Annotated in this window: 21 protein-coding genes and 1 pseudogene; 10 read left to right on the forward strand and 12 right to left on the reverse strand. The window is 53.8% G+C overall.

Annotated elements, in window-relative coordinates:
* Positions 1–86: 86 nt before the first annotated feature.
* The 7 genes and pseudogenes from MKY58_RS14730 to MKY58_RS14760 all read left to right on the forward strand — a co-directional run bounded on the left by MKY58_RS14730 (position 87) and on the right by MKY58_RS14760 (position 5,077).
* Positions 87–683: a TetR/AcrR family transcriptional regulator gene (locus MKY58_RS14730; RefSeq protein ID WP_339320943.1), complete on the forward strand. Its 597-nt coding sequence runs from the start codon at positions 87–89 to the stop codon at positions 681–683.
* Positions 684–704: 21 nt separating this feature from the next.
* The gene (locus MKY58_RS14735) at positions 705–1,166 is read left to right on the forward strand and encodes a DUF2269 family protein (protein WP_339320944.1); all 462 of its coding nucleotides are present in this window, start codon (positions 705–707) and stop codon (positions 1,164–1,166) included.
* A gap of 36 nt (positions 1,167–1,202) precedes the next feature.
* Positions 1,203–1,637, forward strand: coding sequence for a DoxX family protein (locus MKY58_RS14740; protein WP_339320945.1), 435 nt, complete (start codon positions 1,203–1,205; stop codon positions 1,635–1,637).
* 32 nt (positions 1,638–1,669) lie between these two features.
* A pseudogene (locus MKY58_RS14745) lies at positions 1,670–1,861 on the forward strand (hypothetical protein); the annotation flags it as partial.
* A 351-nt stretch (positions 1,862–2,212) separates the two neighbouring features.
* Entirely contained in the window at positions 2,213–2,911 is a 699-nt protein-coding gene (locus MKY58_RS14750; protein WP_036715464.1) for a response regulator transcription factor, read from the forward strand.
* Positions 2,908–4,296: an ATP-binding protein gene (locus tag MKY58_RS14755; protein ID WP_339320946.1), complete on the forward strand. Its 1,389-nt coding sequence runs from the start codon at positions 2,908–2,910 to the stop codon at positions 4,294–4,296. The genes MKY58_RS14750 and MKY58_RS14755 overlap by 4 nt, the downstream gene beginning before the upstream one ends.
* Positions 4,297–4,351: 55 nt before the next feature.
* A complete protein-coding gene (locus MKY58_RS14760; protein ID WP_339320947.1) occupies positions 4,352–5,077 on the forward strand; it encodes a hypothetical protein in 726 nt (241 codons plus the stop codon).
* Between the two features lie 120 nt (positions 5,078–5,197).
* On the opposite strand, the gene MKY58_RS14765 is transcribed toward MKY58_RS14760, so the two are convergent.
* From MKY58_RS14765 to MKY58_RS14810, 10 genes are all read right to left on the reverse strand, one after another.
* The gene (locus MKY58_RS14765) at positions 5,198–6,559 is read right to left on the reverse strand and encodes an extracellular solute-binding protein (RefSeq protein ID WP_339320948.1); all 1,362 of its coding nucleotides are present in this window, start codon (positions 6,557–6,559) and stop codon (positions 5,198–5,200) included.
* A gap of 50 nt (positions 6,560–6,609) precedes the next feature.
* Positions 6,610–7,968 carry an extracellular solute-binding protein gene (locus MKY58_RS14770; protein WP_339320949.1) on the reverse strand — a complete coding sequence of 453 codons (1,359 nt, stop codon included), beginning with the start codon at positions 7,966–7,968 and terminating at the stop codon, positions 6,610–6,612.
* Between the two features lie 176 nt (positions 7,969–8,144).
* Positions 8,145–9,122 (reverse strand): carbohydrate ABC transporter permease, encoded by a 978-nt coding sequence (locus tag MKY58_RS14775; RefSeq protein WP_339320950.1) that lies wholly within the window; start codon positions 9,120–9,122, stop codon positions 8,145–8,147.
* A gap of 30 nt (positions 9,123–9,152) precedes the next feature.
* Positions 9,153–10,016, reverse strand: a complete 864-nt coding sequence (locus tag MKY58_RS14780) for a sugar ABC transporter permease (protein ID WP_339320951.1) — start codon at positions 10,014–10,016, stop codon at positions 9,153–9,155.
* Positions 10,013–12,469 (reverse strand): DUF5696 domain-containing protein, encoded by a 2,457-nt coding sequence (locus tag MKY58_RS14785; RefSeq protein WP_339325159.1) that lies wholly within the window; start codon positions 12,467–12,469, stop codon positions 10,013–10,015. Before MKY58_RS14785 ends, MKY58_RS14780 begins: the two co-directional genes overlap by 4 nt.
* Positions 12,469–14,622 carry a YIP1 family protein gene (locus MKY58_RS14790; protein WP_339320952.1) on the reverse strand — a complete coding sequence of 718 codons (2,154 nt, stop codon included), beginning with the start codon at positions 14,620–14,622 and terminating at the stop codon, positions 12,469–12,471. The genes MKY58_RS14785 and MKY58_RS14790 overlap by 1 nt, the downstream gene beginning before the upstream one ends.
* Positions 14,623–14,640: 18 nt before the next feature.
* Positions 14,641–15,549 carry a carbohydrate ABC transporter permease gene (locus MKY58_RS14795; protein ID WP_339320953.1) on the reverse strand — a complete coding sequence of 303 codons (909 nt, stop codon included), beginning with the start codon at positions 15,547–15,549 and terminating at the stop codon, positions 14,641–14,643.
* Position 15,550: 1 nt separating this feature from the next.
* On the reverse strand, positions 15,551–16,540 hold the full coding sequence (locus tag MKY58_RS14800; RefSeq protein ID WP_339320954.1) for a sugar ABC transporter permease: 990 nt from the start codon (positions 16,538–16,540) through the stop codon (positions 15,551–15,553).
* A complete protein-coding gene (locus tag MKY58_RS14805) occupies positions 16,530–19,514 on the reverse strand; it encodes an extracellular solute-binding protein (RefSeq protein WP_339320955.1) in 2,985 nt (994 codons plus the stop codon). Before MKY58_RS14805 ends, MKY58_RS14800 begins: the two co-directional genes overlap by 11 nt.
* Positions 19,515–19,527: 13 nt before the next feature.
* Positions 19,528–20,646, reverse strand: coding sequence for an ABC transporter ATP-binding protein (locus MKY58_RS14810; protein WP_339320956.1), 1,119 nt, complete (start codon positions 20,644–20,646; stop codon positions 19,528–19,530).
* 407 nt (positions 20,647–21,053) lie between these two features.
* Between MKY58_RS14810 and MKY58_RS14815 the strand changes: the two genes are divergently transcribed.
* From MKY58_RS14815 to MKY58_RS14825, 3 genes are all read left to right on the forward strand, one after another.
* Complete coding sequence (locus MKY58_RS14815) at positions 21,054–21,788, forward strand: hypothetical protein (RefSeq protein ID WP_339320957.1); 735 nt, start codon at positions 21,054–21,056, stop codon at positions 21,786–21,788.
* Positions 21,789–22,009: 221 nt separating this feature from the next.
* Positions 22,010–22,360 carry a DUF2512 family protein gene (locus tag MKY58_RS14820; protein ID WP_339320958.1) on the forward strand — a complete coding sequence of 117 codons (351 nt, stop codon included), beginning with the start codon at positions 22,010–22,012 and terminating at the stop codon, positions 22,358–22,360.
* Between the two features lie 266 nt (positions 22,361–22,626).
* Positions 22,627–23,481: a manganese catalase family protein gene (locus MKY58_RS14825; protein ID WP_339320959.1), complete on the forward strand. Its 855-nt coding sequence runs from the start codon at positions 22,627–22,629 to the stop codon at positions 23,479–23,481.
* Between the two features lie 170 nt (positions 23,482–23,651).
* Here MKY58_RS14825 and MKY58_RS14830 read toward each other — a convergent pair whose 3' ends face one another.
* Positions 23,652–24,356, reverse strand: a complete 705-nt coding sequence (locus tag MKY58_RS14830; RefSeq protein WP_339320960.1) for a DUF4274 domain-containing protein — start codon at positions 24,354–24,356, stop codon at positions 23,652–23,654.
* A gap of 100 nt (positions 24,357–24,456) precedes the next feature.
* Positions 24,457–26,121, reverse strand: coding sequence for a DUF6138 family protein (locus tag MKY58_RS14835; RefSeq protein WP_339320961.1), 1,665 nt, complete (start codon positions 26,119–26,121; stop codon positions 24,457–24,459).
* Positions 26,122–26,231: the final 110 nt, after the last annotated feature.

The raw sequence follows: 26,231 nt of genomic DNA on the forward strand, positions 1-26,231 counted from the left end.
TACAAACCAACGGTCGGTTTTTATAATAGGCATAAATCGAAAATCAGAGACGCAAAAAACGATTACCATTCACGGAGGGAAAGACGTTGAAACAAGAAGAGCGCAGACAGCAAACCACCAGACTTCTGCTGGATACGGTCAAAGAGCTGATCCAGGAAAAAGGATGCCATGCGATGACCATGAAGGATATCATGGATCGATCGGGCTTGTCCAAAGGGGCGATCTTCCACTATGTGAAAAGCAAGGATGAAATTTTTGCATGGGTGCTCCAGGAGCGTCTGGAAGAAACGAATACGCAATTTATGAACGAAGTGGAACTAGGCCGCCGGTCTTTCGAGGAGCCTATGCGGAAAATCGCGGAAAGCATCCTGCAATACGAAAACGCCCAGGACGTGACGAACAAAGTGCTGCTCTACTTGCTCGGCAAGGAGGATCAGCCCGTCATCGCGGAAGTACTCCAACAATACTATGAGAGATCCATGGAATTATCCAAGCAGTGGATCGTGACCGGCCAAAGGTACGGCGTCATTCCGGCATCGGTCGATGCGGACAAAACGGCGGATATGTTCGTCCTTCTTACGCTCGGCTTGCGGGTGCGCTCCTCCATCCCGTTGACGGCTGCTTCTTTCAAAGGACTTGATTTCACATCCATGATTTCGGATATGTTGCAGTCTCGAAAATAAAAAGCGAAAGGTGGAACCATCATGAATCTATGGTTAACGCTTCACCTGCTCGGAGTCGTATTATTCGCGGGAAACATCATTACGGCGGCTTTTTGGAAGGTTCGGGCGGATTTGACGAAAAACCCTGCAGCCATCCATCATGCCGTGCAAAACGTCATGCTTGCCGATTATATCTTTACGATTCCGGGTCTGTTCCTCGTGATCCTTTCCGGCAGCATCATGGCGGCCCGCGCGGGATTTTCCCTGGCAGGATTTAACTGGCTCACTTTATCTCTCGCCTTGTTTGCCCTGACCGGCGTCATCTGGGCGGCGATCCTCATTCCCCTGCAGCGCAAAATGATAAGAACCAGCGCCGGGTGCATCGAAAAAGGAGAGATTTCCCAAGCGTACCGGAAAGCGTCCCGTTCCTGGGCCGTATTCGGCATTGCCGCTACGCTGCTTCCGATCGTCATTTTATACCTCATGGTCATGAAAGGGTTCTAAGTTGGGATTGACCACATTCCTGAGGAGGTTGTACGAATGCTGCCTTTTTATGTGCTGGTTGCGGCTTTTCTGTTGTTCAAGGGTCTCGGCCTGATCGGATTGGCCTATTTTGAAGGCTGGCATGCTTCACTTCAGGCGGCAGTGGCCGTCATGCTGCTCCTCACGGCTTCCGCGCATTGGGGGACCCGCAGGCCGGACCTGATCCGCATGGTTCCGCAGGTATTTCCCAGACCGGATTGGATCGTGACGGCCACCGGACTGCTGGAAATCGCCGGAGCCGTCGGCATCTTGATCCCTGCCGTCTCCAAAGCGGCTTCGATCGGATTGGCGGTGCTGTTTATGGCCATGTTCCCCGCCAACGTGCGCGCGGCCAAGGAAAAATTAACGATCGGCGGGCGGCCCGTACCCAAGCTGTTACTCCGAACCGCGCTGCAGCTTGTTTTTATTGCGGCGGTCCTTCTGGCCGGATAAAAGTCCGGCCCTTCGGCCAGGATGGCCTTGTTTTGGATAATTTGAAAACAACGTCCCCATTTTTAGGAGGCCATTCGAACTGCCGCGAAGAACTGGGGTATGCCCAGCTTGCGGCGCATGGATTCCGGATCATTACGCCCTCCCGCCCGGGTTACGGCCGCACGTCTGCGGGGCTTGGCCGATCGCTCATGACGGCATACGATGCTTACATTGGACTGCTGGACCCCTCCTTCAAATGCCCCCGGGCCAATACATAGGCTGTCGAAAAAAATATTTTCGGCAGCCTTATTTTTTAAGCGTTTGTTGATCATTTGCCTATTTCGCTAACACTCGTTCAAGTTAATATAACAAATCGCTACCACTTCGTTTGGTTTTATTGTAAAATATAACCACGCATGAATGAAAGCGTTTACTAATACATATAAACGAAGGATTAGATATATCTTTTAAAGGACATGTTCCATCAATTCATCCCCTAGTTTTAGCATATGACGCCCTTTTGGCGGTCCGGGTTTACCCTTTTTCGAGTATGTTTGATTCCGCTCAAATGAAAAAGAGTTCTAGGAGGTTACAGGATGAACATCTTGATTGTAGAAGACGAAGCTTCCGTCCGGGACATCTTGCAATCGTATTTTCTCAATGAAGGCTGGAACGTGCACATTACGGGCGACGGCCGGGAAGCCTTGAAGCGAATCCAGCTTTTGAAGCTGGACTTGGTCGTGCTGGACCTGATGATTCAAGGGCTCCCCGGCGAGGAAGTGTGCCGGAGCATTCGGCAGGTATCGAACATTCCGCTCATCATGATTACGTCGAAAGCCCGCGAAGCCGATATGATCAACGGCCTGAACCTGGGGGCGGACGACTACATCACGAAGCCGTTCCGCATGAAAGAAGTGATTGCTAGAATCTATGCCTTGCAGCGAAGAATCACCCAGCTGAACAAAAGCGGACCTAACGTGCTCTATTTTAACCGCCGCCGGCTGATGGTCAATTTCGAATTCGAGGACGTGTATATCGACGGAAAACCCGCGAACCTGACCGCGACCGAATTCCGTACGCTGAGCATCCTTGTCAAAAAACCCGGGAAGGTATTCAGCAGGCATGATTTGTCCTACGAGGTGCAGGGTTACCGTTTTATTGGCGACGGGCGCGTCATGGACGTACATATCCGCAACATCCGCAGAAAAATCGAAGAGGATCCCAAAAACCCGCAGTACATCGTCACCAAGATCGGCTCCGGATACAAATTTACTTTCCAGCCGGACGAAACATGAAAAAAACGGCATCCTGGACGATAACCACCCGTGCATGGCTGTTTTTGGCGATCCTCTCCCTGACTGCGGCCGCTTCCATCGGCTCCTATATGGTCCTGACGCAAATTTGGAGCAAGCAGCTTGCTTCGTTTAAACAAAAATACGCCGCCGAGCAAAGCCACCATCTGCTTTATACGCTGCGCGAACGGATGAAAAGCGGCGCGGATCGCAGCGAAAGCATCAAAATACTCGAAGATGCGTCGCGCCATTTCGCGGTCCCGATTCGATATGTCGGCGAAGACCGCCAAACGATGATCCTGGATTTGCTGGACCCGGCATGGCTGTCGCGTCCCAGCCTTTTTTCCATAGAGGCTCCGCTCGTCTTGGACGGAGAAATCGACGGTTATCTCATTTCCTATTACGATACGGCCGAAGGCGCGTATTCGCCTGCCATCCGGCAGCTGGAAGAGCAGCTCGAGCGAAGGGGCCGGACGGTGCTCATCTTGTTTGTTAGCGCCGCTTTCGCGGTGTCCCTCTTGGCCTCTTGGCGCTGGAGCCGAAACATATCCGCATCTTCCGACGCGGCCGAGACGATCGTAACGAGCAACCAGCTATCGCCGATTCCCGTCCGCGGCACGAAGGAGATCCGGGTTCTGACGACGACGATCAACCATCTCATCGACCGGTTCGAGCGCCATGAATCGTGGCGCAATCAGCTGATGCAGGATCTCACGCATGAGCTCAGAACGCCGCTGACAGCCGTTTTGTCGCAGCTGGACGCGATCATTGACGGCATTTACCCGCTTACGGCCGATCAAATTCAGCGCATCCTTGTTGACATTGAACGGCTGTACCGTCTCGTGGAAGACATGGAGAAGCTGTCGGAAGCCGAAGGCGCGCAATTCGAATTGAATAAGCAGGAGGTCAATTTGTCGCGGATCGTGCAAGGCATTTACGAAGGTTTTTTATTCCTGACCCGGGAAAAAAACATCCGTTTCGATTACGTGCCGTCCAAAACGCCGTGCTACCTGCAAGCCGACCCGGACCGGATCGCGCAAATTCTGTCCAACGTCATGTACAATGCCATCAAATATACGCCAAGCGGCGGGAAAATCGAGGTGGGCGTCGTTCATGAAGAGGACTCGATCCTCGTCTTCTGCAAAGATACGGGCATGGGCATTCCCGAAGAGGAGCTCGGCCGGATTTTCGACCGCTTTTACCGGGCGGATAAATCCCGATCCAGGGACAGCGGCGGCCTAGGGGTCGGTTTGAGCATTGCCAAAGCGCTGGTCGAGGCCCATCAAGGCAGCATATGGGCAGAAAGCCAAATCGGCAAAGGTTCGGTCTTCTGGATCAGGCTGCCGGTGCAGCAATCGTTTCAGCTCGATTCGTCCAAGCCGGCCTGAACCGCAGGCTGACATTCCGCTTAAATTTTTCGTCCCCAACCCAAAGGAGGTCGCTATGCCGATCCTGGAAGCTTGCCGAACGTTCAGAAGGCATCCCTATATTGTCCTGCAGCCCTTCCTGATCGACGCCATTTTGCTGGTCGTTCTATACGGCTCTCAAGCGTCGCAGATCCAATCCCAATGGAGTTCCCGGGTCATGCTGGGCATGGGAATTCCATCCGTTTTTCAGCTGTTTTCCCTGCCGTTCACCTGGTTTATGCTGGTCGCGGCCCTGTTATGGTCATTCGCGCAGGGAGGATACATCCGTACGCTCGATGCGGCATGCCGAGGTTCGGAACTTCCGGTTTCGCAGATGATGCGCGCGAACTTGCGTTACGGACTTCCCTTTCTGCTGCTGCAAGCCGCGATTATGCTTGCGGCATCGGCGGCGTCCACCCTGCTGATCGTCATGTTTGGGGCGATCGGCTCGGGGGCCGCCCTGCTGTTTTTGATCGTCTTTCGGATTTTGTTCGTATATTTGGAATTTACGATCGTCACCGATCGCGTTCCTTTCGACGCCGCCTTCCGCCGGGCTTTTCAGACCCTGAAGCAGCATGGGCCGGCCTCCGTCGGGATGGGCGTTGCGATTTTGGCCGTTTCGGGTCTGGCAAGCCTGGCCGCCAACCTGTTCACGAAGCCGATACCGCTTATGCTGATCCTCATCGTGTACGATGCGGTCATGACCGTGCTTCTGCTGGCGCTGATGCTCACCTATCGCGAAGCCCGGAGATATGAAGGATAAGCGTCGCAGCCGTTTTTGTGGCGGTAAAACAGAAAGTCCCGCTTCCGTTTTCCGGATGCGGGACTTTCTGCGGTTGCTTTTTTTCGGCCGGCCATTTGAACTTTTAAAGATTCATGCGGCTCATGATTTCCCTTTCGAGGATTTTGCCTCCTGAATCGCCTTTTCCGCTTTTTCCGTCTGCGTTCTCAGAAACTTCTGAATGTCCATGTCCGACTGCAAAAACTCCTTGACCGCGTCATCCAGCTTCACGTACGAATCCCAAGGGCTGCTTTTGGCCGGCGGCGGCGTAAAAGGATATTGGAAAAACGCGTTAATGTTTTTGCCTTCGTACCTTATATTGTCCTGAGCAAATTGCTCATTGATCGTTTTGTCCCCCGTGATGACGGACGGCGTTCCCGCCCGGGCAAGCGTCGCCTGATATTCCGGCGAAATGCTTTCAAGGATCCATTGAAATGCCGCTTCCTTGTGCTTGCTGAACGCATTGATCGCGAAAATCTGCGTATTCGGCGTCGGCGCCGTATTTTCCTGGCCGGGAAACGTGGGTACGGGGACGATGTCCATTTCCTGCTGGAACTCCTTCGCTTCTTCGTCGTTCCCCCCGAACCATGTGAGATATCCGTGCCAATCCACATGCATCGCGACCGTTTTATCGCTGAATCCGCTGACGTTTTCATCGTACATGCCCGGTATGCTGTATATTTTTTTTAACAATTCCATATACTTCGTGAATTCCGGGTGTTTAGATAACAGCACTTCGCCTGTATCGGGATCGGTTAAAGTGACGGATAGCTGCTTCAGGGGGAACGTATAGCTTCCAAATTCCAATCCCCTGTAATGCACCCCGTTCCGTTCGGCGGTCATTTTTTTCGCCATCTCGATCGCTTCATCCCATGTCATATGATCCGAAGGATATTCAACCCCGAACAGATCAAAAATTTCCTTGTTGTAATGAAGGCCGATGACGCCCATCTCCTGCGGAATGCCGACCAACCGGCCCTGTTGGTCCCTCGATCGCACTTGGGCCAGTATCGCCGGATCGATTTGGCTCAGATCGACTCCGTATTCTTTCACCATGTCATCCAGCGGATAAACCATCTCCAGTTCTTGAAGCGGTTCTTGGCCCGTAAACGCCAGCACGATATCCGGAACGATCTGCGAAGCGTTAAGTTCCTGCATATTTTCCACGGTACCGTTCCAATCGACATGCGTCACCTGGATATGAGGCAGCTTTTCCTTCATATAATTGCCAATGCGGGAATTAAAGTAATCTTCGCCCCAAGGCGTGGCTACAAGCAGTTCAACCGGATCCTCAGGAAACGTCTTCACGGGCGCCTCCTCCTTGGGCTCCGACTGCTCTTCCGTCTGCGTCTGCGGCTTCGGCTCGGGCACGGCTTCCTGCGCCGTACCGCCGGTGCAAGCCGTCATCCACAACAACAACAGCAAACCGAGCGCTCCGTGAATCCAAGATCGCTTATTGCCCACTCGTATTCCCCCTCATCCGCGATTATTTTGGGAAAGACAATGACCGCGCATCAATTCTGCTGCTTTTTCTCTTTCACGATGATGGCGTAGTCCTCATCCATCTTGCGCAGGAACGTTTGAACGTCGTTGCCCGAAGTCAGGAACGGTTTCACCTGCGAGCCGACGTAGTTGGTTCCGTAGAGCAAAATGTCCGGCCCGTATGGGCTGTACAGCGCCGGTTTGGCCTGCTGCAGCGAATAGATGCCTTTGATGTTGAATTCCCGGCCATTCAGCGTATCGGCGGCGAACTGCTCCAATATGCCCTGATCCGAAGAAACCGAAGGGATGCCCGCGCGGGTCATGCGGATTTGCTGTTCATCCGTCAGCAGGAATTCCAAGAGATCCATCGCTTCGTCAATATGTTTGCTGTGCTTGTTGATGGCGATCGTCAGCGGCAGCGTGGACGGTCCGACGCCCGGCAGATCCGGCCAGCTCGGGAAGCTTACGACGTCATAATCCAGCTCCTCCGGATAATAAGGGATCGTGTTGGCAATCAGTCCAAGGCTCATGGCCACGTCGCCCTTTTTGAAGTCGTATTCGATGTCGGGCTCCCAGTTCCCCGGAATGCTTGCGATTCGCTTCGTTAAGTTCAGAAATTTCGCGAATGCCGGGTTTTTCGAAAATTGGGGTTCGCCCGTCTTCGGATCGGTACCGTTCGCGGACAGCTGCGTCATCGCCTGGGACAATGAATTGGTCGCCAGTCCCCGGTATTTCACGCCGTCCCTTTCCCCGGTAACTTTGCCGGCAAGGTCGATCACCTCGTCCCAGGTCATCCCGTCGACCGGATAGTCCACGCCGAATTTATCGAAAACGGCTTTGTTGTAATGCAGCGCCACCGTCACGTCCTCGATCGGCACGCCAAGCAGCCTTCCTTGGCCTTCCGGATCCCGGGCCCGAAGCGCATCCATGATTCCCGGCCTGATTTTGTTGAAGTCGAAGTTCCGTTCTTTCAGCATGTCGTCGAGCGGCAGCAGCATGTCTCTTTCCTTCAAAATGTCGAAGCCGTCCGTCGTCAGAATCAAATCCGGCATCACATTTTGGGCGAACAGTTCGTCAAAGGACGCCGCATCCGCGAATTTGCCCGTCGGCTCAATGTCGATATTGGGGAATTTCTCCTTCGTCCCCGCAAGGATGCGGCTTTCGACCTGCTCCTTGCTCCAAGGCGCCATGAAAATCAGTTTGATCGGCTCATGATTTTCTTTTTTCTCTTCCGGCTTTTGCTCCGCCGGTTGACTGGGGGCTTGCTTTGCATCGGGCGGGGCCTGCTCCTTCGCCGCCGTGTCGGTCCCCGAACCTCCGGAGCCGCATCCCGTAATAATGAGCGCAAATGCTGCAAGTATCAAGAAAAAAACATTCATCCGCTTTTTCATGACCGATTCATCCCTTCAACATGGATTCACTGTATACCTTTTGGCATTTCATGAACTGATTGAATCGCATTGGATCTTTGAAACCTCCAGTTTGACCGGCAGCCCCCCTTTCTAGATTCCGTTCATTCGGCGAAGCCCAGTCCTCCATGCTTTCCTTAGGCATCCGCATATGCCCGTTATTCAACAAGCCCCGTACGCTCGACGCTTTCGACGAAATAACGCTGCGCAAAAAAGAAGATGAGAAGCGGCGGCAAAAGCGCAAGGAAGCTGGCCGACATTTTGATCGCTTCCACCAGCACCAGCGCGGTTTCTTCGTTCCCGAGCATGCTCGTAATGCTTGCATCCACCCGGGACATCTGGGTCGAAAGCGGCACCAGCGGAGATTGGCCGAGGAACATCCGCGGATAATAGGTGTCGTTCCACGTCCATACGAAGGAAAACAGGGAAACCACAAGGATCGCGGGTTTGGCCAGCGGAAACATCACCTTCCAATAAAATTTGAAGCTGCTGGCGCCGTCGATTTTCCCCGCTTCCTCCAGCTCTTTCGGCTGCGTCGTATAAAACTGCCTGAAAATGATGACAAATAACGCGCCTTTGATCCCGAAACCGAACAAAGAAGGCAGCACCAGCGAAAACAGATGCCCTTGCAGCCCCAGCTTCGTGTACATGATGATCATGGGCAGCACGATGACCTGCGGTGGAATGATAAACGTGACGACGAGCAGCACCGTCAGCAGCTTTTTGAAAGGGAACTGCATCCGGGCGAGCGCGTAACCCATCAATCCGCAAGCGATGACATGAAATAAGGCAACGACCGTGGAAATGCCGACGCTAACCAATAAGGACTCCACGTAATGAAGCGCCTGCCAAGCCGTTTTTAAGTGGCCTAAATAAACTTCGTGGGGCACCCAGGTCACCGTCGGATCGTTCAGGTCCTTCTCGTTCATCACCATCTTCACGAGCATTTTCAAAATGGGGTTCAAATAAATGTAAGAGGTCACGATCAGGATCCAGTAAATAAACAGCTTGAACAACAACCCCCGGTTCACTTCCCGGCCGAGGATGACGTATCGGACCGTGTTCAGCTTGTCGCGGGCGATCCTTTTTTTAAGCGCAGACGTTTTGGACTTGATCGTGTTGATTTTTCCAATCATTTCGGCCCCTCCTCTCTTGCGGGATCTGCATCACCGGTAGCGGCGGCTGCGGTTCATTCTCAAAAACAGGAGCATGATCAGGCTCAGGAAGCAAGCTATAACGACGAAATAGATCCAGGCCAAAGCGCTGTTGTAGCCGTAGTTCCCCGTATTGATCAGCTCGATGATCGGGTTGTACGGGAACGTGAACATGTCGACCACCGTATAAATCAGGTTCAGCAAAATGAACGGCGACATGGCCGGCAGCGTAATTTTCCAGAACACCTCCCATGGGGAAGCGCCGTCGATCCGCGCCGATTCGTAGCTCGATTTCGAGATGGTCTGCCTTCCCGCCAGGAAAATCAGAATCTGCACCCCGGAGTACCATAACACCAGCACGAACCGGTTCAGCACGTCCATGACCGGCTTCGTCCAGGAGCTGTCCCCCAAAAAATCGAGCAGGTATTCCCCGATCGAAAACCGCTCCAAAAAGCCCAGCGTTCCTTCACCCTGATTCACGAATTCCGTCAACACATATCCCGAGGTAAAAATGATCGGCAGGAAGAACACGACCCGAAACAAAATCCGTCCCGGAAAATTCTGATTGAGCATGATGGCGATAAATAATGAAAAGACGATGATGACGGGCACCATGATGACGATCTCCTGAAAAAACGGGATAAGGTTATCGTAAAAGGCCGAACTCCCGAACAAAATTTCCTGATAATATTTCAACCCTTGAAAATCGTATTTGAGGCCCGTCGGCAGCACCGTCACTTTATGCAGGCTCATATACAGGGAGAAAACTAGCGGAAAGGCCATGAACAACAGGAAGCCGAGGACCCAGGGAGCAACGAACATCAGCGCTTCCAAATTCCGTGAAGTACGAGATTTGATTTTGAACTTGCCCATCATGATCTCCCCCCATGAACGACGGCAAAGTCGCCGGCTTCGACCTCATAACCGCTCCCGTGATATGGCGATTCGTTGTAGTTCACGACGATCCGTTTCCCGTTGTCGTACGTCGTCTCGTACACGCCTGCGGCAAGGGAACGATGGCCGACGATCATCCGGTCCTGCACGTCTCCAAGCGCTTCGTTGAACCGGCCGTACTGCTTGGCGATTTCTTCCGACCAATCCTTATAATGCGTGCTGTAATAGTTGTAAAGCGAACGCGTCCCGATCAGGTCTTGCGAAGCCGCATAAGTCAGCATGAAACTCGGGATGGAGCCGTACTCCAGGTTTTTCAGCAAATATGTCGTGTAGTTGTCGGCGGTATTGGCAAACGTCGATGAATACGGGATCAGCCCATGCAGCGCGATTTGCATAAAAGGCACCGTTTCGTCGACGAACAGATCGAAGGAATTTTCGATCGGCAGGCCGTCCAGGGCATCAACGTATTTCCAGGCATACGCATTGGCGCCCTCCGCCCTGACGGAGCCCAGCGTTTGAACCGCTTGATCGAACAGCTGCTGCTGGATTCCTTTCACTTCTTCCCGCGTCGCTTTGTGACGTTCATTAAAATCGCTGTTCAACAGCGAACCCAGCCCTTCGCCAAACGTTAATCCGTCGGCCCCGAGCGATTTGAATTTGTCCAAGTCCCTCCGCAGCACCTTTTCCATAAAACGGGGGCTCACGAGCGTCTTTGACGTTTCGTTTCTTCCTCCATACTTGATGACGACCGATCCCAGGTCCTGCAGCCCGTCCCGGCTGGAACGGAACCCGTCGCGACCCGTGTTGTTGAACGTGTACGAGGAGGCGTCCAGCGTCACGTCGTGGCCTTTGACATGGGCATATTCGATGAAATGACGCATTCCTTCTTTGCCTCCGATGCCTTTGTCGACCGGGAAATGCCCTCCGAAATCGCTGATGCCGCCTTTTTGCCAGCCGGCGTAGGTGACGGCCATTTTTTTGACTCCGATCGCCGTCAGTTCGTTGACGATTTCTTCGGCTTCCGATGTCGTTGTCAGAGCCTCGTAAGAATCCCACAGGAACCCTTTTTTGGAATCGGCCCCGAGCAAATAAATCGGCAAACGGATGGAACCGTCATCCGGCGTCGCCCGTTTCAGTCCGTCTTCTTCCATCAAAACCTGGCGGTAACGCGCTGCCATCCCGACGTAATCGGGGGAGCCTGCGTCCAGGAAATAATACCGGATCGACCGGTCGCCATGTGCGCGTTCCTTGTTGAAGGTCTGGAATCCGTTTTGCTTGCGTTTATCGGTCGGCTGAAAAAAACGCTGCCTGTACGTAAACTCGGCCGTCGCCCAGTTGTACTGGTTCATCGATTTGGACGGGGCCGCAAGCACGTTGGCGTATTCCGCCCCGCCATGAATGACGGCCAACAACCCCTGACCGCCGGCCTTGATGCCGAATACGGGCATGCGAACGGGCTGACGAATGGAAAGGGATTGGTTGTTGTTGCTGAAGGCGTAATCCTCCCCGTACACCCCTTCGAAATAAAAATTGTTGTTTGGCGGCCGGTCCTTCCGAAACTGGATCAGCGTCCCCGGACCATCCGGTATCAGGAGGTAGCCATCCTCCCGGTCCGACGTATAAGCGCCGAGGAAGGGATATAAGCGAAGCGCCGCAATGCGCGCGTTTTTATCCTTTTTTTTCGTGCGCGACTCGTATTCGGCCATCTCCTCGCTGCTTTTCCCGTCCTTAAAGCCTTCTTCCATGATTTTCGTTTCGATGCTGTCATCCTTCAGGCTCACTTCGATCGGAATGGCGAACCCGATGTCGGGCATGTCGAACGTAAGCCGGAAACCCGAATCCGTGATCTCGAACCGTTCGATCGCCGCTTTCTGATCCTTGACGTTCGTTTCCTTGATTTGGTCTTTCCGCACGTTAAACTCGACGTATTTGATGAACACCGGCGATTGCATATGCTTTTTCCAGGTGTTCGTGTTATCCTTGTCGTTCCAGCCGTAAGCATCCGGAAAAGACCTCCACACTTGGCCGCTGCGTTTGTCCTTGACGAGGAAATGCCCCGTTTTCGGGTCGACGTACAGCCCAAGATAAGCATTTTCGCTTGCGAGCCGAAAGGCATCGTCGTCCGGAAACAGGGAGCGGTAGCTGTTGCCGGCCGTTTGGCTGCTGCGGCCCGTCGAGGTTTTGTTGCCGGACGCCCCCACTGCGTTTGCATCTTTCGTTTGGGAAGGTTCGACTATCGTCCCCGTACCGGATCCCCGGGCGCTTTCGGCGCTGTTTTCCCGCTTCGCATCCTGCTCCGAATCCGTTTTGCCCGCATCCGCCTCGTTCGGCGTCTTCGTCTCCGCGGCGATGGTGTACGTGACGATGCTTGCGCTTGTCATGGCCGCTAGGAGCGTCAGAACGAAAAGCCGTTTCCACTTCGCCGGCATCCGCATCACATCGACACCTCCTGATATATGGTATAGAAGAAGTTCTGCAGCTCGGAAGACAACCCGGCGATGATCGAGATCAATACCCAGGCGATGATCATCGCAAACGCGGTCAACAGGATGTTCCCTACCGTCTCGCCGACGCCGTAATTTTGAAGCGACTGGATCTTCCAGAAAAACAAACATCCGCACCAGATGAGCATCCCGGCCTGGAAAAAGCCGTAGATCGACGATTCGCTGAGCGTCATGATGTTGGACACGGCGGCCAGCGGCAGCCCGAGAATGACGATCGGGAACAGCGCATAGGAGCTGCCGACAAACACGTCCTTAAAGCGCGCCTCCCCCTGCCTGATGCTGCCGATCAAATAATTGCAGACGACCCAGGTCAGCCAAGTCACCGCTCCGGTCATCAGGAAGCTGCCGCTGCGTTCGTTGCTGGGAACGGGCATGAAGGTGAAACTTGTGTAATATTCCTTCGCCAGGAGCACCAGCGTTACGAACAGAAGCAGAAGGAAAGCGCTCAGGTAACCTCCTTTTTGCCTGTACCTGAGATCCGTGAACCCGTCGATCGGGTGCCTTAAAATGGTAAATGCATGCCTCAGCTGGACCAGCAGCTTGTTTTTGCCCAAAAGCCCCCGCAATCTTTGGCTTCCCTGCGTTAAAAAACGCATCCTTTTCTTGCTGCGGTAAAAGATCCAGATCAGGATGGCCGCAGCGAAAACGGTATTGGCCATGACGGAGAAATGGCGCTGGAACCACTGCAGGCGCAGCTGCCAATACGAGTCGGAATATCCGCCGACGTCCCCCGACAGCTTGAACAGGCGAAGCGCTTCTTTGTAATCTTCCTTGTAATACGCTGCTTCCGCGAGTCCCTGGTAGGCCGGCGAATACAACGCGTTTAACCTCAGCACCTCCCGCCAGACAGGTTCGCTTTCGGCATATTTTCCTTCCTGGGATAAGCTCGTCGCCTTATGCAGCAGCATCCCGAACTCCGTGGGCTTCAGTACGTGGATCAGGTTTTGGGAATCGTCCAGCACGAACAGTTCGTTGTTGGAATTGGTGTCCACCGCGACCGGGCTTTGGCTGATACCGAGCTGCGGAGACCCGATCGTCACCGGTCCCGTCCAGAAAAACAGCAGTTCCCCGTTCGGGCCGTATTGCGTCACCGCATTGGACACTTTATCGATCGCGACCAAATTTCCGTTGCGGTCCACCGTGATGTCGGTCAAACCGGACTTCTGCACCTCCTGCTTCGAATCGGTTTGCTGCGTTTCCGCCGCCTGGCTCCGGTTCCTGAACCTGGGCTCGATCCCGAACTTTTTGTCCTTCCATTGGTTTTCGCCGCGGATATTCAGCTTCTTAACCTGCTCCTTATCCGTCGCGGACACCGTATAAATGAACCCCTGTTCGTCGATGTGGATATTGCGTATGGTCGAAGGCAGCGTCCGGACCTGGCGGCTGAGCTGCTCTTCCGTGTAAAACAGCTTGCGTACGATGTCCATCAGCGATACTTCGGTCATGTTCGTGCCGTAAAAGCCGTAAAATCGGCCTTCGGGATCCAATTGGATGATCCCTTGATAACTGCCGTTGCTGATGACGTACATGAATCCCCGGGCATCGACGACAAGGTTCGTCGGTTCGTAGTGAAAAGATTCGTCGATGAAACGCGACTCGGGACGCCCGTACTCGGCAAGCAGTTCGCCGCTCGCGGAAAGCTTCAAAATCCGTTTGTTTCCCGTATCGGCGACGTAGATCGTCCCGTCCGAAGCGACGAAAACGCCTTGAGGCGACTTCATGCCTTTTGCGGTAATTTCGCGCAGAAATTCTCCGTCCCGGTTCAGGTGGACGATCCGGTTGTTGTCCGTATCCGCGATATAGATTTCGTCCTTGCGGTCGATGAACAGGTCCTGCGGCCGTTTGAGCGGCGAATATTCCAGGCGCTCCGCGCCGTTTTGAATCTTCTTTTTATAAATTTTGTCCCCCACGACGGTGGATGGGTAATAGGCTGCCTGGCTGGGGATCCTCCGGTCGTAACCGTCCTTGCTGAAAGTCATGTAGGGCGGTTCCGCCGCGGCCGATTCCGGTAATAAGGCGGCGGTCAAAATACAGAGAATCGTCAACATATAGATCAGCCGTCGTCCGGCCCTTCGCTTTTCCATGATTGAACCTCCGTTACCCTACTTGATGCCCGAATGGGCCATCGTCTGAATGACTTTCCGCTGCGACAGCAGGAAGATGATCAGATTCGGCATAAAAATGATTAAAGACGCTGCGGCCGCAACCCCTTGCCGCGCCACCGTATTCGCCAGGTTCGATGTAAGCGATTCCACGTAAAACGGCAGCGTCTTCATCGCGTCGTCCTGCATAAACAGCGCGGATGTCTCCGAATTGCTCCAAGCGGTTTGGAACGACAAAATCGTTATCGTCGCCATCGCCGGCGTGACGATCGGAAGGATGATCCGGACGAGAAGCTGCCACTCGGTGGCTCCGTCAAGCTTCGCCGCTTCGAGCAGCTCATCCGGCACCTGATCCATAAACTGCTTCAGCAAAAACACGCCGACGGGCAGGGCCAGGATCGGCAGTACATGCCCCCAATAGGTATTCATGATGCCCAAGGACTTCACGACGATGTAACGCGGAATCCCCATCGTTTCCACGGAGATCATTATCGACAGGAGAATGACGCCGAACACGATTTTGCGCCCGGGAAACGGATGTTTTGCCAGCGGATAGGCGCATAAAGCGCCCAGAATGACCATGCCGACCGTGGATAATAAAGTGACGACGATGCTGTTGAAAATGAACCGGGTCACCGGCAGAAACGTGTCCTGCGTCGCCTGAAGCAGGTCGGTAAAGTTCTGCAGCGTCGGCTGGCGCACGAAAAACGTCGGCGGAAACAGGAACAGCTCGTGCAGCGGCTTGAACGCATGATTAAAAATAAAAACGAGAGGCAAAAGCATGAATACGGCAAGCAGCGTCAGCAGCAAAAGCAAAAAGATTTGCGTTTTGTCCATGCTTCGGAAATCGCTCCGGTACAGGGACCAGGTCCGGGCCATGGACTGCCGCATTTTGTTCAGTACCGCCATGTTATTCATCCTCCTTCGGCCCGAGCAGCATCCACAGGAACCGGCTGAGCAGAATCGTAAGAATGAGCAGAACGATCGAGATGGCGCTCGCATAACCAAGCTCGAGCCGCGTGAACCCGAAATCCTCGATATGGTTCATGAAAAGCTGTCCCGAATAATCCGGCGTCGGGTTCATCCCGGACAGCTGCGTTCCGATGCCGCCGGATTTTAACGTCCCGACGATCGCCATGACCGCGGCGAACAGCATCTGCGGTTTCATCATCGGAATCGTAATATACCAGATTTCCTGCAACCGGCTGGAAATGCCGTCGATCCTTCCCGCTTCGTACAGCGTCCGGTCGACGTTCAGAATGCCGGCCAGGATGGCCAGGAACCCGAGGCCCATGCTGGACCAGATCGAGACGACGATCATGATTCCGAGCAAATAGTCCTTATCGATCGTTAAAAGCACGGGCTGGTCGATCAAACCCCATTTCAGAAGAAAGCTGTTGATATATCCGGTGCGGTCCCCCGTAAACATGACCTGCCATACGACGACCATGGCGATCCCTCCCGTCAGGGATGGCGCATACATCGCAAGCGCGTACCAAACGCGGAGGGTGCCCGGAAGCTGGGCGATCAGCCAGGCCAGGACGAAGGCCAGGACGTATCCGATCGGGCCTACGAACAATGCAAACTTGAAGGAGTTCGGTATGACATGCTGCAGGAAAATGACGTCCTGCGAAAATAAGTTTTGGTAATTCATCCACCCGGCCCATTTCGGGAATTCGATCGAGTTGAAATACGTAAAGCTGAGGGCAACCCCCGTAAAAACAGGAATGATAATAAATAAACTGAACACGACGAGGAAAGGCGCGATAAAGAGATAAGAAAGCCGGAATCTCCATATTTCTCTCATCTTGTCCTGCAGCATCCGGCCGAGACTGCCCTTCAGCTTCGGGCTCCGTGCAGCTGCCGGCTGCCGTACGACCCGGGTCGCTTCATTCGACAAGCTGATCCACTCCTTCCCAAGGTTGATCCATCCGCGGAAGATCCAGCGACTTCAGCGGTTCGCCGTTCGGCCCCGTAATCCCGAATTCCTGCTGCTTCCGCGCGAGCTCGCGGTTGATTTCCTTGATCGCTTTTTCCAGCGAAATGCGAGGATTTTCCGCGTCGACGACCGTCCGGTTCCAGGCGAACCCGATCTCGCGATCCGTCATATACCCGCCCGGCACTTGAGGGACTTCCTTGGTCCACTTCCACTGCTCCAAAATGACGTTCAGATCCTGCGGTTTCCACGGCATCTGCGCGAAAGCCTGCACGTTGGCCGTGTTCCAGCGGAACGTTTCCCCGTAATATTGCTCGAGATTGAGCCCAAACTCCGTCTGGATTTCGGTGGACATATACCACTGGAGGAATTTCCAAGCTTTCTGCTGCTTTTCCGGAGCACTGCTCTTGAACAGCATCGCATTGGTCGGATTGGCGCCTCCCGACCAGCGTACCACGCTTCCGTCCTCCCGCTTCGTCCCCGGAATCGGGGCGATCGCCCAATCGTTGGCGATTTCCGGCGCGGCCACGAGCAGCTGGATGTACATATTGAAATCGGAAATGCCGATCGGAATGTCCCCTCGCCTAAACTGGTTGTAAAAGCTCTGCACGACGCGCTCCAGCCCTTGGACGTTGTAGAAATCGGTCCACATTTTGTACGACTTGAACGCATCGGGCGTATCCAGCCCCGTTTTCAACCCGTTCGCCGTATACAGATCGACGTTGTTCTGGAACAGGATCGGCGTATAATCCGCGGGATCCATGTAGAAGTTGTAATGGTTCTGCAGCAGCGTCGGCAAGATCGCGTAGACGTCGTCCCACGTTTGCGGCACCTTCAAGTCCAACTGATCCAAAATGTCTTTGCGGTAAAACAAAACTTTGAACCGGACCGTTTCCGGCACTCCGTAATAACCGCCGTCATAAAACAGCGGCTGCAGCATCCCCGGATTATACGCAGAGAAAAACTCGTCCGCGCCGGGCAGCTTGCTTAAATCAAGCGCCGCGTTGCGCAGCGCCATGTCGAACGGAACGTTGGCCGGAACTCCCAAAGCCACATCGGGCATCATGCCGGATGCATTCGCCAAGGTCAGCATTTGCGGATTTTGGATCATGTTGATATGCACCTTGATCCCCGTCTCCGGCGTAAACCGGTCATTGACCAGACGCTGCAGCTCATCCACGTAGTCCCGTCCCCAGACCATCCAGACTTCGAGAACGTCGTCGTCTTGGGCTTTCGTCGTCGAACCTTTTCCGAACGAATAAAACAAGGATTGGAGCATACCGCCCGTTTTTTGCCAAAAATTAGACGTCATGCCGGGCAACTTCGCGTCCAGAGGAGCGACGAACAGCTGATCCAGCTGCAAAGGGCTATCCGCCAGGAGGGAACGGTTCGATTCGAGCGATTCCTGCACCGATGCGATGCGCTCCTTGGCGTAAGGAATTTGGTTGGGTTTATTCAGGATGCTTTTGAGATCGGCCGCCCCGTTTTTCAACATTTGCGTCACGTTATCGGTTTTCGGATTGATGCTTTTCATTTGGTTTTGCAGGAAAACGAATTGTTCGCGGATCCGTTCCAGCCGTTCGATTAACCCCGGAATATCATTTTCGACATTCCAAACCCTGTATTTGTCTTCCCGGTTGCCGGTGGCCATCCGAAGCTCCAGCAAAATGGACCGCAGCTCTTTGGATATATGGTCCATTTCGATCATCATGGGCATGTAGGGCTCATAATGAGCTTCCATGGCCAGCGTATGTCTGCCCTTTGTTAGGTGAAAAACGAACGGAGCCCCGTCCGAATCCGCTAACGTTATCCCCTTCCAACCGGAATCATAGGGAAAACGAACGGTTTTCATTTCCTGAAAGGGAATTTTGCCGTCAATGTATAAACTGCGGAATACCGCCATGTTTTTCATGCTGTTCTGATTGGCCCGCACGGCCAGCTTATACAGCCCGGTCTCCGGCACGTCGATCGTCCAGGCGACCGATTGTCCGCCCTCCATCCACCTTGAACCTCCCAACGTGTTGTAGGCGATGGAGCCGATCGATTTGGGATGCGACGCGGGATCGCGGTCATACACGTTTTGAATGGAGGTCGAATTTTTCTGGTCGTAAAGTTCCGCCTCGACGACGATAGGAGCTCCCGACCGAACCCCATCTGCAGGATACGACGCTTTCGCTTTTGCATACGAAGGCATTTCCTCGGCCGGCTTGATCGTGATCCCGTGCAGCGCAACGGGCTGCTGCAGCACTTGCAGGCGGATCGTGTTTTTCCCCTGTTTCAAATGCCACTGGAGGGGAAGGGCGTAAGCTCCGTTCGATTCCCGTAACGCCGTCTTTTTCCACCCTGACACTTCTTCCACTTGGGCGCGCAGCTGGTTTCCGGACTCGTCGTACCGCTCTCTGCCGACTTCGCGGTAGTAACGTTCCAGCACGATCGATCTGGCTTCGTTGAACGGGTACTCGCCGTTGACAAAGACCGATAGCAGAACCGGTTGGCGGTTGCCTCCGTCGCTCACGGGCAGCGGGTAATAGTCGGCCCAAATCTCATACAGCCCTTCCCGGGCCACCTCGGCTTCGTATTCCACCCAACCGCGTTGGTTCGGCCAGACAAGCGCATCGGATTTTCCTTCGAAGGTTTCGACGCGCAGGTCGGCGTCATCGGATTTGGCGGTGAATGCCGAAGCGGGCAGCGTTTGCTCGGATGTCCCCTTCGATACGCCAGCTTTTTGCCAGGCTTGGAGCCGTTCCAAATAGTAGGGTTCGATCGTCTCCACTTCGGCCGGCATGGCAAGGTCGGACGTTTTCTTGCTTTGCTGCGGTTCGGCAAATGCGGAAGGCGATTGGCTGTAAGGCTGCGGTTTAATGAGGCTGACCACCGCTGCCAGCAATAAAACGGCGATGATGGAGCGTTTTCTCCACCTGTGCTTGTTGAGCTTCACGTCTGCAACCCCCTTATTTCGTCAGGAGCATTTCCGTATCTTTGTGGAAAAACAATGCCTTATCCATATTGATCGCCGCGGTAACCAAACTCCCGTCATCGCAGCGGATGCCTTCGTTCGCGCGGATGACCAGCCTGCGATCCTGCTTGATGTCAATATGGTAATAACGGTCAGAGCCGACGAATTCGTTGAACTGCAGGACGCCGGTAACCAGGGATTTCGAGGAAGCTTCGATCCGGTGCGGTTCAAAGCTGATATGCTCCGGGCGTATCCCCAGGATAATCTCCCGGTCGATCATATGGAGCGACCGCAATGTGCTCGCTTGCGCGGGAGGTACGGTCAAATCAAAGCGGTTCGTATAAAATTGCAGCTCCCCATCCAGCTCCTGGAGCTTGCCTTTGATGAAATTCATCGGGGGATTCCCGATAAAGTTGGCCACGAACATATTCACGGGTTTGTTATAGATCATTTCGGGCGAGTCCACCTGCTGAATGATCCCCCGGTTCATGACGACGACCCGATCCCCCATCGTCATCGCCTCGATCTGGTCATGGGTGACGTAGATCGTCGTTACTTCGATTTTGCGGTGCAAATTGATGATCTCCGACCGCATCTGCACGCGCAGCTTCGCATCCAAATTCGAAAGCGGCTCATCCATGAGAAACACCTGCGGCGTCCGCACGATCGCCCGGCCTAACGCCACCCTCTGACGCTGTCCGCCGGACAGTTCCCTCGGCTTCCGGTTCAAAAAATTTTCGATTTCAAGCACGCGGGCCGCCCGTTTGACGGCAAGGTCGATTTCATGTTTGGGCAGCTTCCGCAAGCGAAGGCCGAAGGCGATGTTTTCATACACGCTCATATTCGGATACAGCGCATAGTTTTGGAAAACCATGGAAATATCCCTGTCCTTTGGGGGTATATCGTTGACCAGCTTGTCGCCGATATAAATTTCGCCGTCGGACACGTCTTCCAGACCTGCCAGCATGCGCAGTGTCGTGGACTTTCCGCAGCCCGACGGGCCTACCAGGACGATGAATTCCGTATCCTCCACGGTCAAATTGAAATCGCTTACAGCAATCTCTTTGTATTTTCCATACCGCTTGTAAACCTGATTGAATAGAATGTTGGCCACTGGCGATCCCTCCCGATTACTGCCCATTATAAAGGGGAGGCTGTTAATTTGGTGTTAATAAAGGTTTAAGCGATTTTATTTTGGAACATAAAAAGGGGCCGTTTTCGGCTCCCCAATAAAGGCTTATTCTATTTGTGAAATGCTGATCGGCAACGATGCTAAAAGGCCGAAATGGGGCTGAACATAAGCCTTTCATTTCATGTGCTGCAATGTCTGTCCGGCGGTCCCGCCTTTTGCCTGGACGTTTATCATAGAATTAAAAATTCCGATGAGCAGGCAACTTCTTCCGGCCGGATTTCGTATATAATGGGAGTCGACCGAAAACGTTCCCTGCGGCCATCTCCGTCAAACCGTTTTCCAGGTCTCTCGGCATATATCATTTTCATACTCGAAAGGATGCTTTAATCATGAACAAATGGACGGCTTTATCCCTATCTTTGGCGCTGTGCGCATCTTTGACCACCGCTTCCCTCGCTGCAGGCTCCGTCCCGGCGAAGGCTGCGGCAGCCAAAGAATGGGTCAAATTACCGAATCAAGCCACCTATTACGGAGAAGTCAAAAACGGGACTCCGGATGGGCTCGGAACGATTCAATGGGGCGAAGGCAAGCAGTATTCCGGCGCATTCGTCAACGGCAAACGGGAAGGCTCGGGAAAATACATCAACGAATATGTCGACGAAAACGGCGAGAAACATAAAGTCGTGTACTCGGGCTCGTGGAAGCAGGACAAAATGAGCGGCAAAGGGACGCTTACCCACAAAGTAACCCAGGAAGACGGCGCGGTCCGATGGAACGAAGTCCAAACCGGCACGTTCAGCGGCGGCGTTCTCCAAACCGGCTACAACGTCATCCATGCGCTGGCGGATCCGGATTACAGCTTCACGTACAAAAGCCCAAAAGAAACCTTAAACATCCTTGGGTCCAACAGCAACATGAAAGCATCATTCAAAAAAGGACAGGTATTCAGCGCCGATTACCGCAGCGGCTCCCTTCACCACTACTACACCGTTTTCCCGGCCGACAATCAATCGGAGCAGCGGAAATACGATGCGGCCCTGAAGTATTTCCAAAGCCATGCCTCCAAATTCAATCCGATCCTTGACGAATTCGAGCGGTTGTCCAAGCAGCTGCCGCTGAAATAATCGAAGCAGGATAACCTTTATAAACGCTAAAAAAGCTGTGCCTATCATAGGCACGGCTTTTTGCATTACGGGCGGGGCGGCATGCCCCCGGATGACAAACCGTTCGGGCCATCCGTCCCTCTATAGCGGAGTACCACAAACCGACAACGCTGTTTCAAGTCGATTCAACGGGTTATAAATGTATCAGTTGGGTAACCTAATTTTCAAAAGGAGTGATATTGATGGAAAAGCTGTTGGTGAAACTGGTGGTTCACGGCGTCATGATTACGGCTCTGATTTACCTGATGTCGAACGCGACCCTCATGTCGGCGCTGCTGGCCGCTCTTGGCATAGGCATCGTTGCTTACCTGCTGGGAGATCTCCTGATTCTTCCAAGAACCAGCAACATCGTCGCAACCATCGCGGATGCAGTATTGGTTTTTGCCATGCTGTGGATCATCGCCGATGCGGCCGATTGGACGCTGAACCTCACGGAAATATTGGTGATCACCGTTTTGGCAGGAGTTTTTGAGTACTTCTTCCATATGTGGCTGCTGCGGGACCATACCCCGGTTCGCAGACAGCGGGTCTAACCTGTGACGAAGGCTAACGGAGCCCAAAGACGGTCAATACAAGAATAGCGAAAGGACTCTCTGGCTTTGTGCTAAAGGGTCTTTTCGCTTCTTGTATTATTTTTCGCAATGGGTTGGCCTAAGTTTTTTTGTAGAGACTGGCTCGTCTCAGATTTTTTTCAGATGAGGACGAAGGAAAGGATTACCTGCCCCATTAGCTGCATGAAACCGGCCGCATTGAATGAAACTGAAGGCATACAACCATTTTAGGAAAGCGGGGCATCGCCATGTATTTCTACAAAGAAGATTTGATCAACCTGATCGTACCGGATAAACCGGATCCTGCTGCCGCTAAGGTCCTGCAAGAAACGCTCGGCGGCCGTTTCGGCGAGATGCGGACCATGATGCAGTTCTTTTTCCAGAGCAATAACTTCCGGGGAAAAGACACCCAGTACCGGGATTTGATCCGGGGCGTGTTTTTGGAGGAAATCAGTCATGTCGAGCTTGTGCAGCATACGATCAACCAGCTGCTAACAGGGGCCGGAGCTCCCGGACCGGGCAATGCCGGCATCGACGAAGCGCCGCTGGACGAAGCGATCAAACATGCGAACCCGCACCATTTCATCATGGGGGCTCAAAGCTCGCTGCCGGTCGATGCGGCGGGAAATCCATGGATGGGCAATTATGTATACGACCATGGCAACCTGGTAGCGAATCTGCTCGACAATCTCGTGCTGGAATCGACGGGCGTGCTGCAAAAATCAAGGATCTATGAAATGAGCTCGAACAAAACATTCCGGGAAACGCTGGCTTTCCTGATCGTCCGCGACAATGCCCATCAAAACGCATTCGCCAAAGCGCTCGAAACGCTTGGAGTGGAGTGGGGCAAGCTCTTCCCGGTCCCGAATTACGATATCCATAAATATCCGGAATGCAAAAAATATGTGGATATGGGTTTCCATAACGCCCAATTCAATTTCCGGCTGGACGCCACGAGGATCGGCGAAATTTTCAGCGGCCAAACTCCGAGCCGAAACGGCGGTAGTCTCCAAGTCGTTCAGCCGCCCGAAGGCTTTCCGGTTCCAAATTTGCCGGAGCTTCCTAACGAGCACAGCCCCGGAATTCGCGATCTGAACGCCTAAGCCGGTTCGGGGAACAGGAGATCGGAATCGCTGAACGTATCGGATTTGAAACGGATGAAGCAAACTGCTGCCGTATTCATCTGAAGCAAAAGAAAGCCGTGCCATTATAGGCACAGCTTTTTTTTCGTCCTGCTCCATCGAAGCAAAAGGGAACCCTTCCAGCAGTCCTTTTATGTTTGAGCGGATGCCCCTTTTTTCTGCAGCCCTTCGGCCAGCCGCCGCCAAAGCCGGTATTCCTCGTTGTGCGACCATTCCTCTTCGTCCATGTCGAGCCAATAATCGGCTTCCATCAGTTCGTACATATCCAGCAGCGTAATCTCGGCACAAGCCGGATTTTCGTAAGCCGCAATCATCGGCTCCGGACCGTCATCCCAGTTGTAGCCGTCCACGACGGCATGGATCAATTCCGGCGAAGACAGCTCCCGGATCCGGCTGCACATGTCGTCGATCGACTCTTCATACAAAATGCCGTCCACGATCTCCTGTTCCCGCGGATCCAAAGTTAGCCGCACCGCCCCTTTGGTGCCCAGGAGCAGGTCCGCCATCGTTTTGTTCCTTCTTGCCTCATTCCACGCCGTCCCCAAAATGCCGTGCGGAGAATCCAGACTCGCTCCGAATTCGAGCAGCAGCTTGACGGTCTCCGCCTGCTCAAATTTCACCGCTTTTTTTAATGCGGTATCGCCCAGCTTGTCTTCCGCCTCCAAGTCCACGCCTTTCTCCAGCAAAAGCCGGATTCCCTCGGCGGGCATCCGGTTCGTGATGCAGAGCATCAGCGGGGTTCTTCCGCGGGCGTCCCGTTCGTTCGGATCAAGCAGATTCACGGCGCTGCGGATGGCGTCAAGTTCCTTCGTTTTGCTGATTTCCGTCCAGTCCATTTCCTCGTTCCTCTTTTCGTTTTCTTCCGTATGGATGCAATCCTGTTCCAGGCAGGAAACGTTTGAAATCCCTCTGCAGGCCCCTCTTCCGCGAGCGCTTTTAGGCCATCCACTCCGATATCCGCAAAAGCTTGTCCTTTAGCGGCGGCGAAGCTTTTTTGGCAGTCTGCGCGAGTTTGACCGGGCTGCCAAATATTCGGTACAACACCGCTTCGCGCTGATAGCCTTTTATGGTTTCAAGTTCGGCCAACAGCGCGTCCGCCTGCTCCGGGCTGGCGATCGGGGCGGATTTGACCGGCTTTGCGGATTCGCTTCCCCCGAGCAGGATCGATACCCATACCGGCATCGTTTCGACCGAGAGCCCATGGGCTTCGATAAAAGCGTCCGCATAACCGTCCTGCATGGATTGATGCTCGGCGTCGACAAGCTTCATATATTGTTGCACCAACTCAAAATAGGCATCGCTGCATAATCCAAGCCCGAACACCGCATAAGTGCCCGGCATGACGGACTTCTCCCCCGGCTCCACGTCCCGGTACCAAGCGAACTCCTCCATCGCCAGCCCGGCGTATTCCGCCAGCCGCGGATATAGCGCAGGATAACGAAGCGCATTTCCGAAAAATTGGTGCAGCCGGGACTTGGCCAGTTTGGGAAGCGGCAGGAAATGTTTTTCCTTGCTTTTGAGCCCGAATCGATATCCTTTCGGAAAACCATTCTTCAACAGGTCGATGAGATATTCCAGCGCTTCGGCATAGGCTTCTTCCTCTTCGGACAAGATACGGATTTCGATCGTCTGCAGCACGTCGTTGGCTTTTCCTTGGAACCGCCCGCTCCGGCGCATGCTCTCGAATCGTCCGCTGCCATGCGCCAAAAACGCTGCCGCCTGTTCCGACCCGAGCTGCACGGCAAGTTCGAGATACTGCTGCCGGGTATCCGGATCCAAGGTTCCGATCTCCTGAGCGGCATACAAAAAAAACTCCAATTCGTCGGGAGCAGGCTCCCCGCGCCCGTCCGCCTCCTGCAAAACCCACGTCATGCCAAAGTCGCCGGTCCGCTGAAAATAACGAGGCAAAAAACGTTCCTGCGCCCACTCTTTGAACGCCGACACGCATTCGGCTTCCCATCCGGCCGCCCGCCCGCGGTTTTCCCGCAATTTGTCCCTGAGGCGCCGGATCAGCGGCTCGACGTTTTCCCGCTTCTGCTCGAACAGATCCGGGTTCAGAAGCAGGCGCGCAAAAAAGAATTCATCCTCCTTCGCCGGACGCACCGGGAGATCGGACAGGATTTTCGTTTGGATGAACGCATCCAGACGCTGCCGGAGCCGAAGACGCTTCGCCTCGTTCACCAACACCTGCGAAAGCCGCAGCACATGGTCGTCCCGGTCAAATTCCAACACCAGCTCCAGACGATAATCAAAAAACTGAGGATCATAAGGGCCATCCAAAAAAATACGGTTCATCCGCTCAATGAAAGCAGGGAAAACCTCGTCCGCAAGAACCTCGTCCGTCAGCTCTTGAACGTAAGAGCCGGCCTCGGATTTATACGCGTCGTCGCTCCATTCGAACGGTTCAAAGACATCGACATGGATGCGTCCGTATCCGCCGCCACCCTTCGGTTTTCTCCAGGCGACCCTCAGGTAATCCTTCATGCCGGCCTGCAGGCTCCTTGGTTTGGGAAGCTCTCCGATTCTCCGGTTTTCCCGTTCATAAATTTCCGTTATTTGATGCCATACATCCTGCAAAAAAGCTTCGGCTGCCTGGTTCAACGTCAATAACCCTCCTTTGCGATGACCGCGGTTTCTGGCTAGGCGAGCGATCCCGGCGTTCAGAAGACCGCGACTTCAAATCGGGCGGAGATCGCGACGCTCCGTTAGCT

Source organism: Paenibacillus sp. FSL W8-0194, assembly GCF_037969745.1.
Taxonomy (GTDB): domain Bacteria; phylum Bacillota; class Bacilli; order Paenibacillales; family Paenibacillaceae; genus Paenibacillus_AQ; species Paenibacillus_AQ cookii.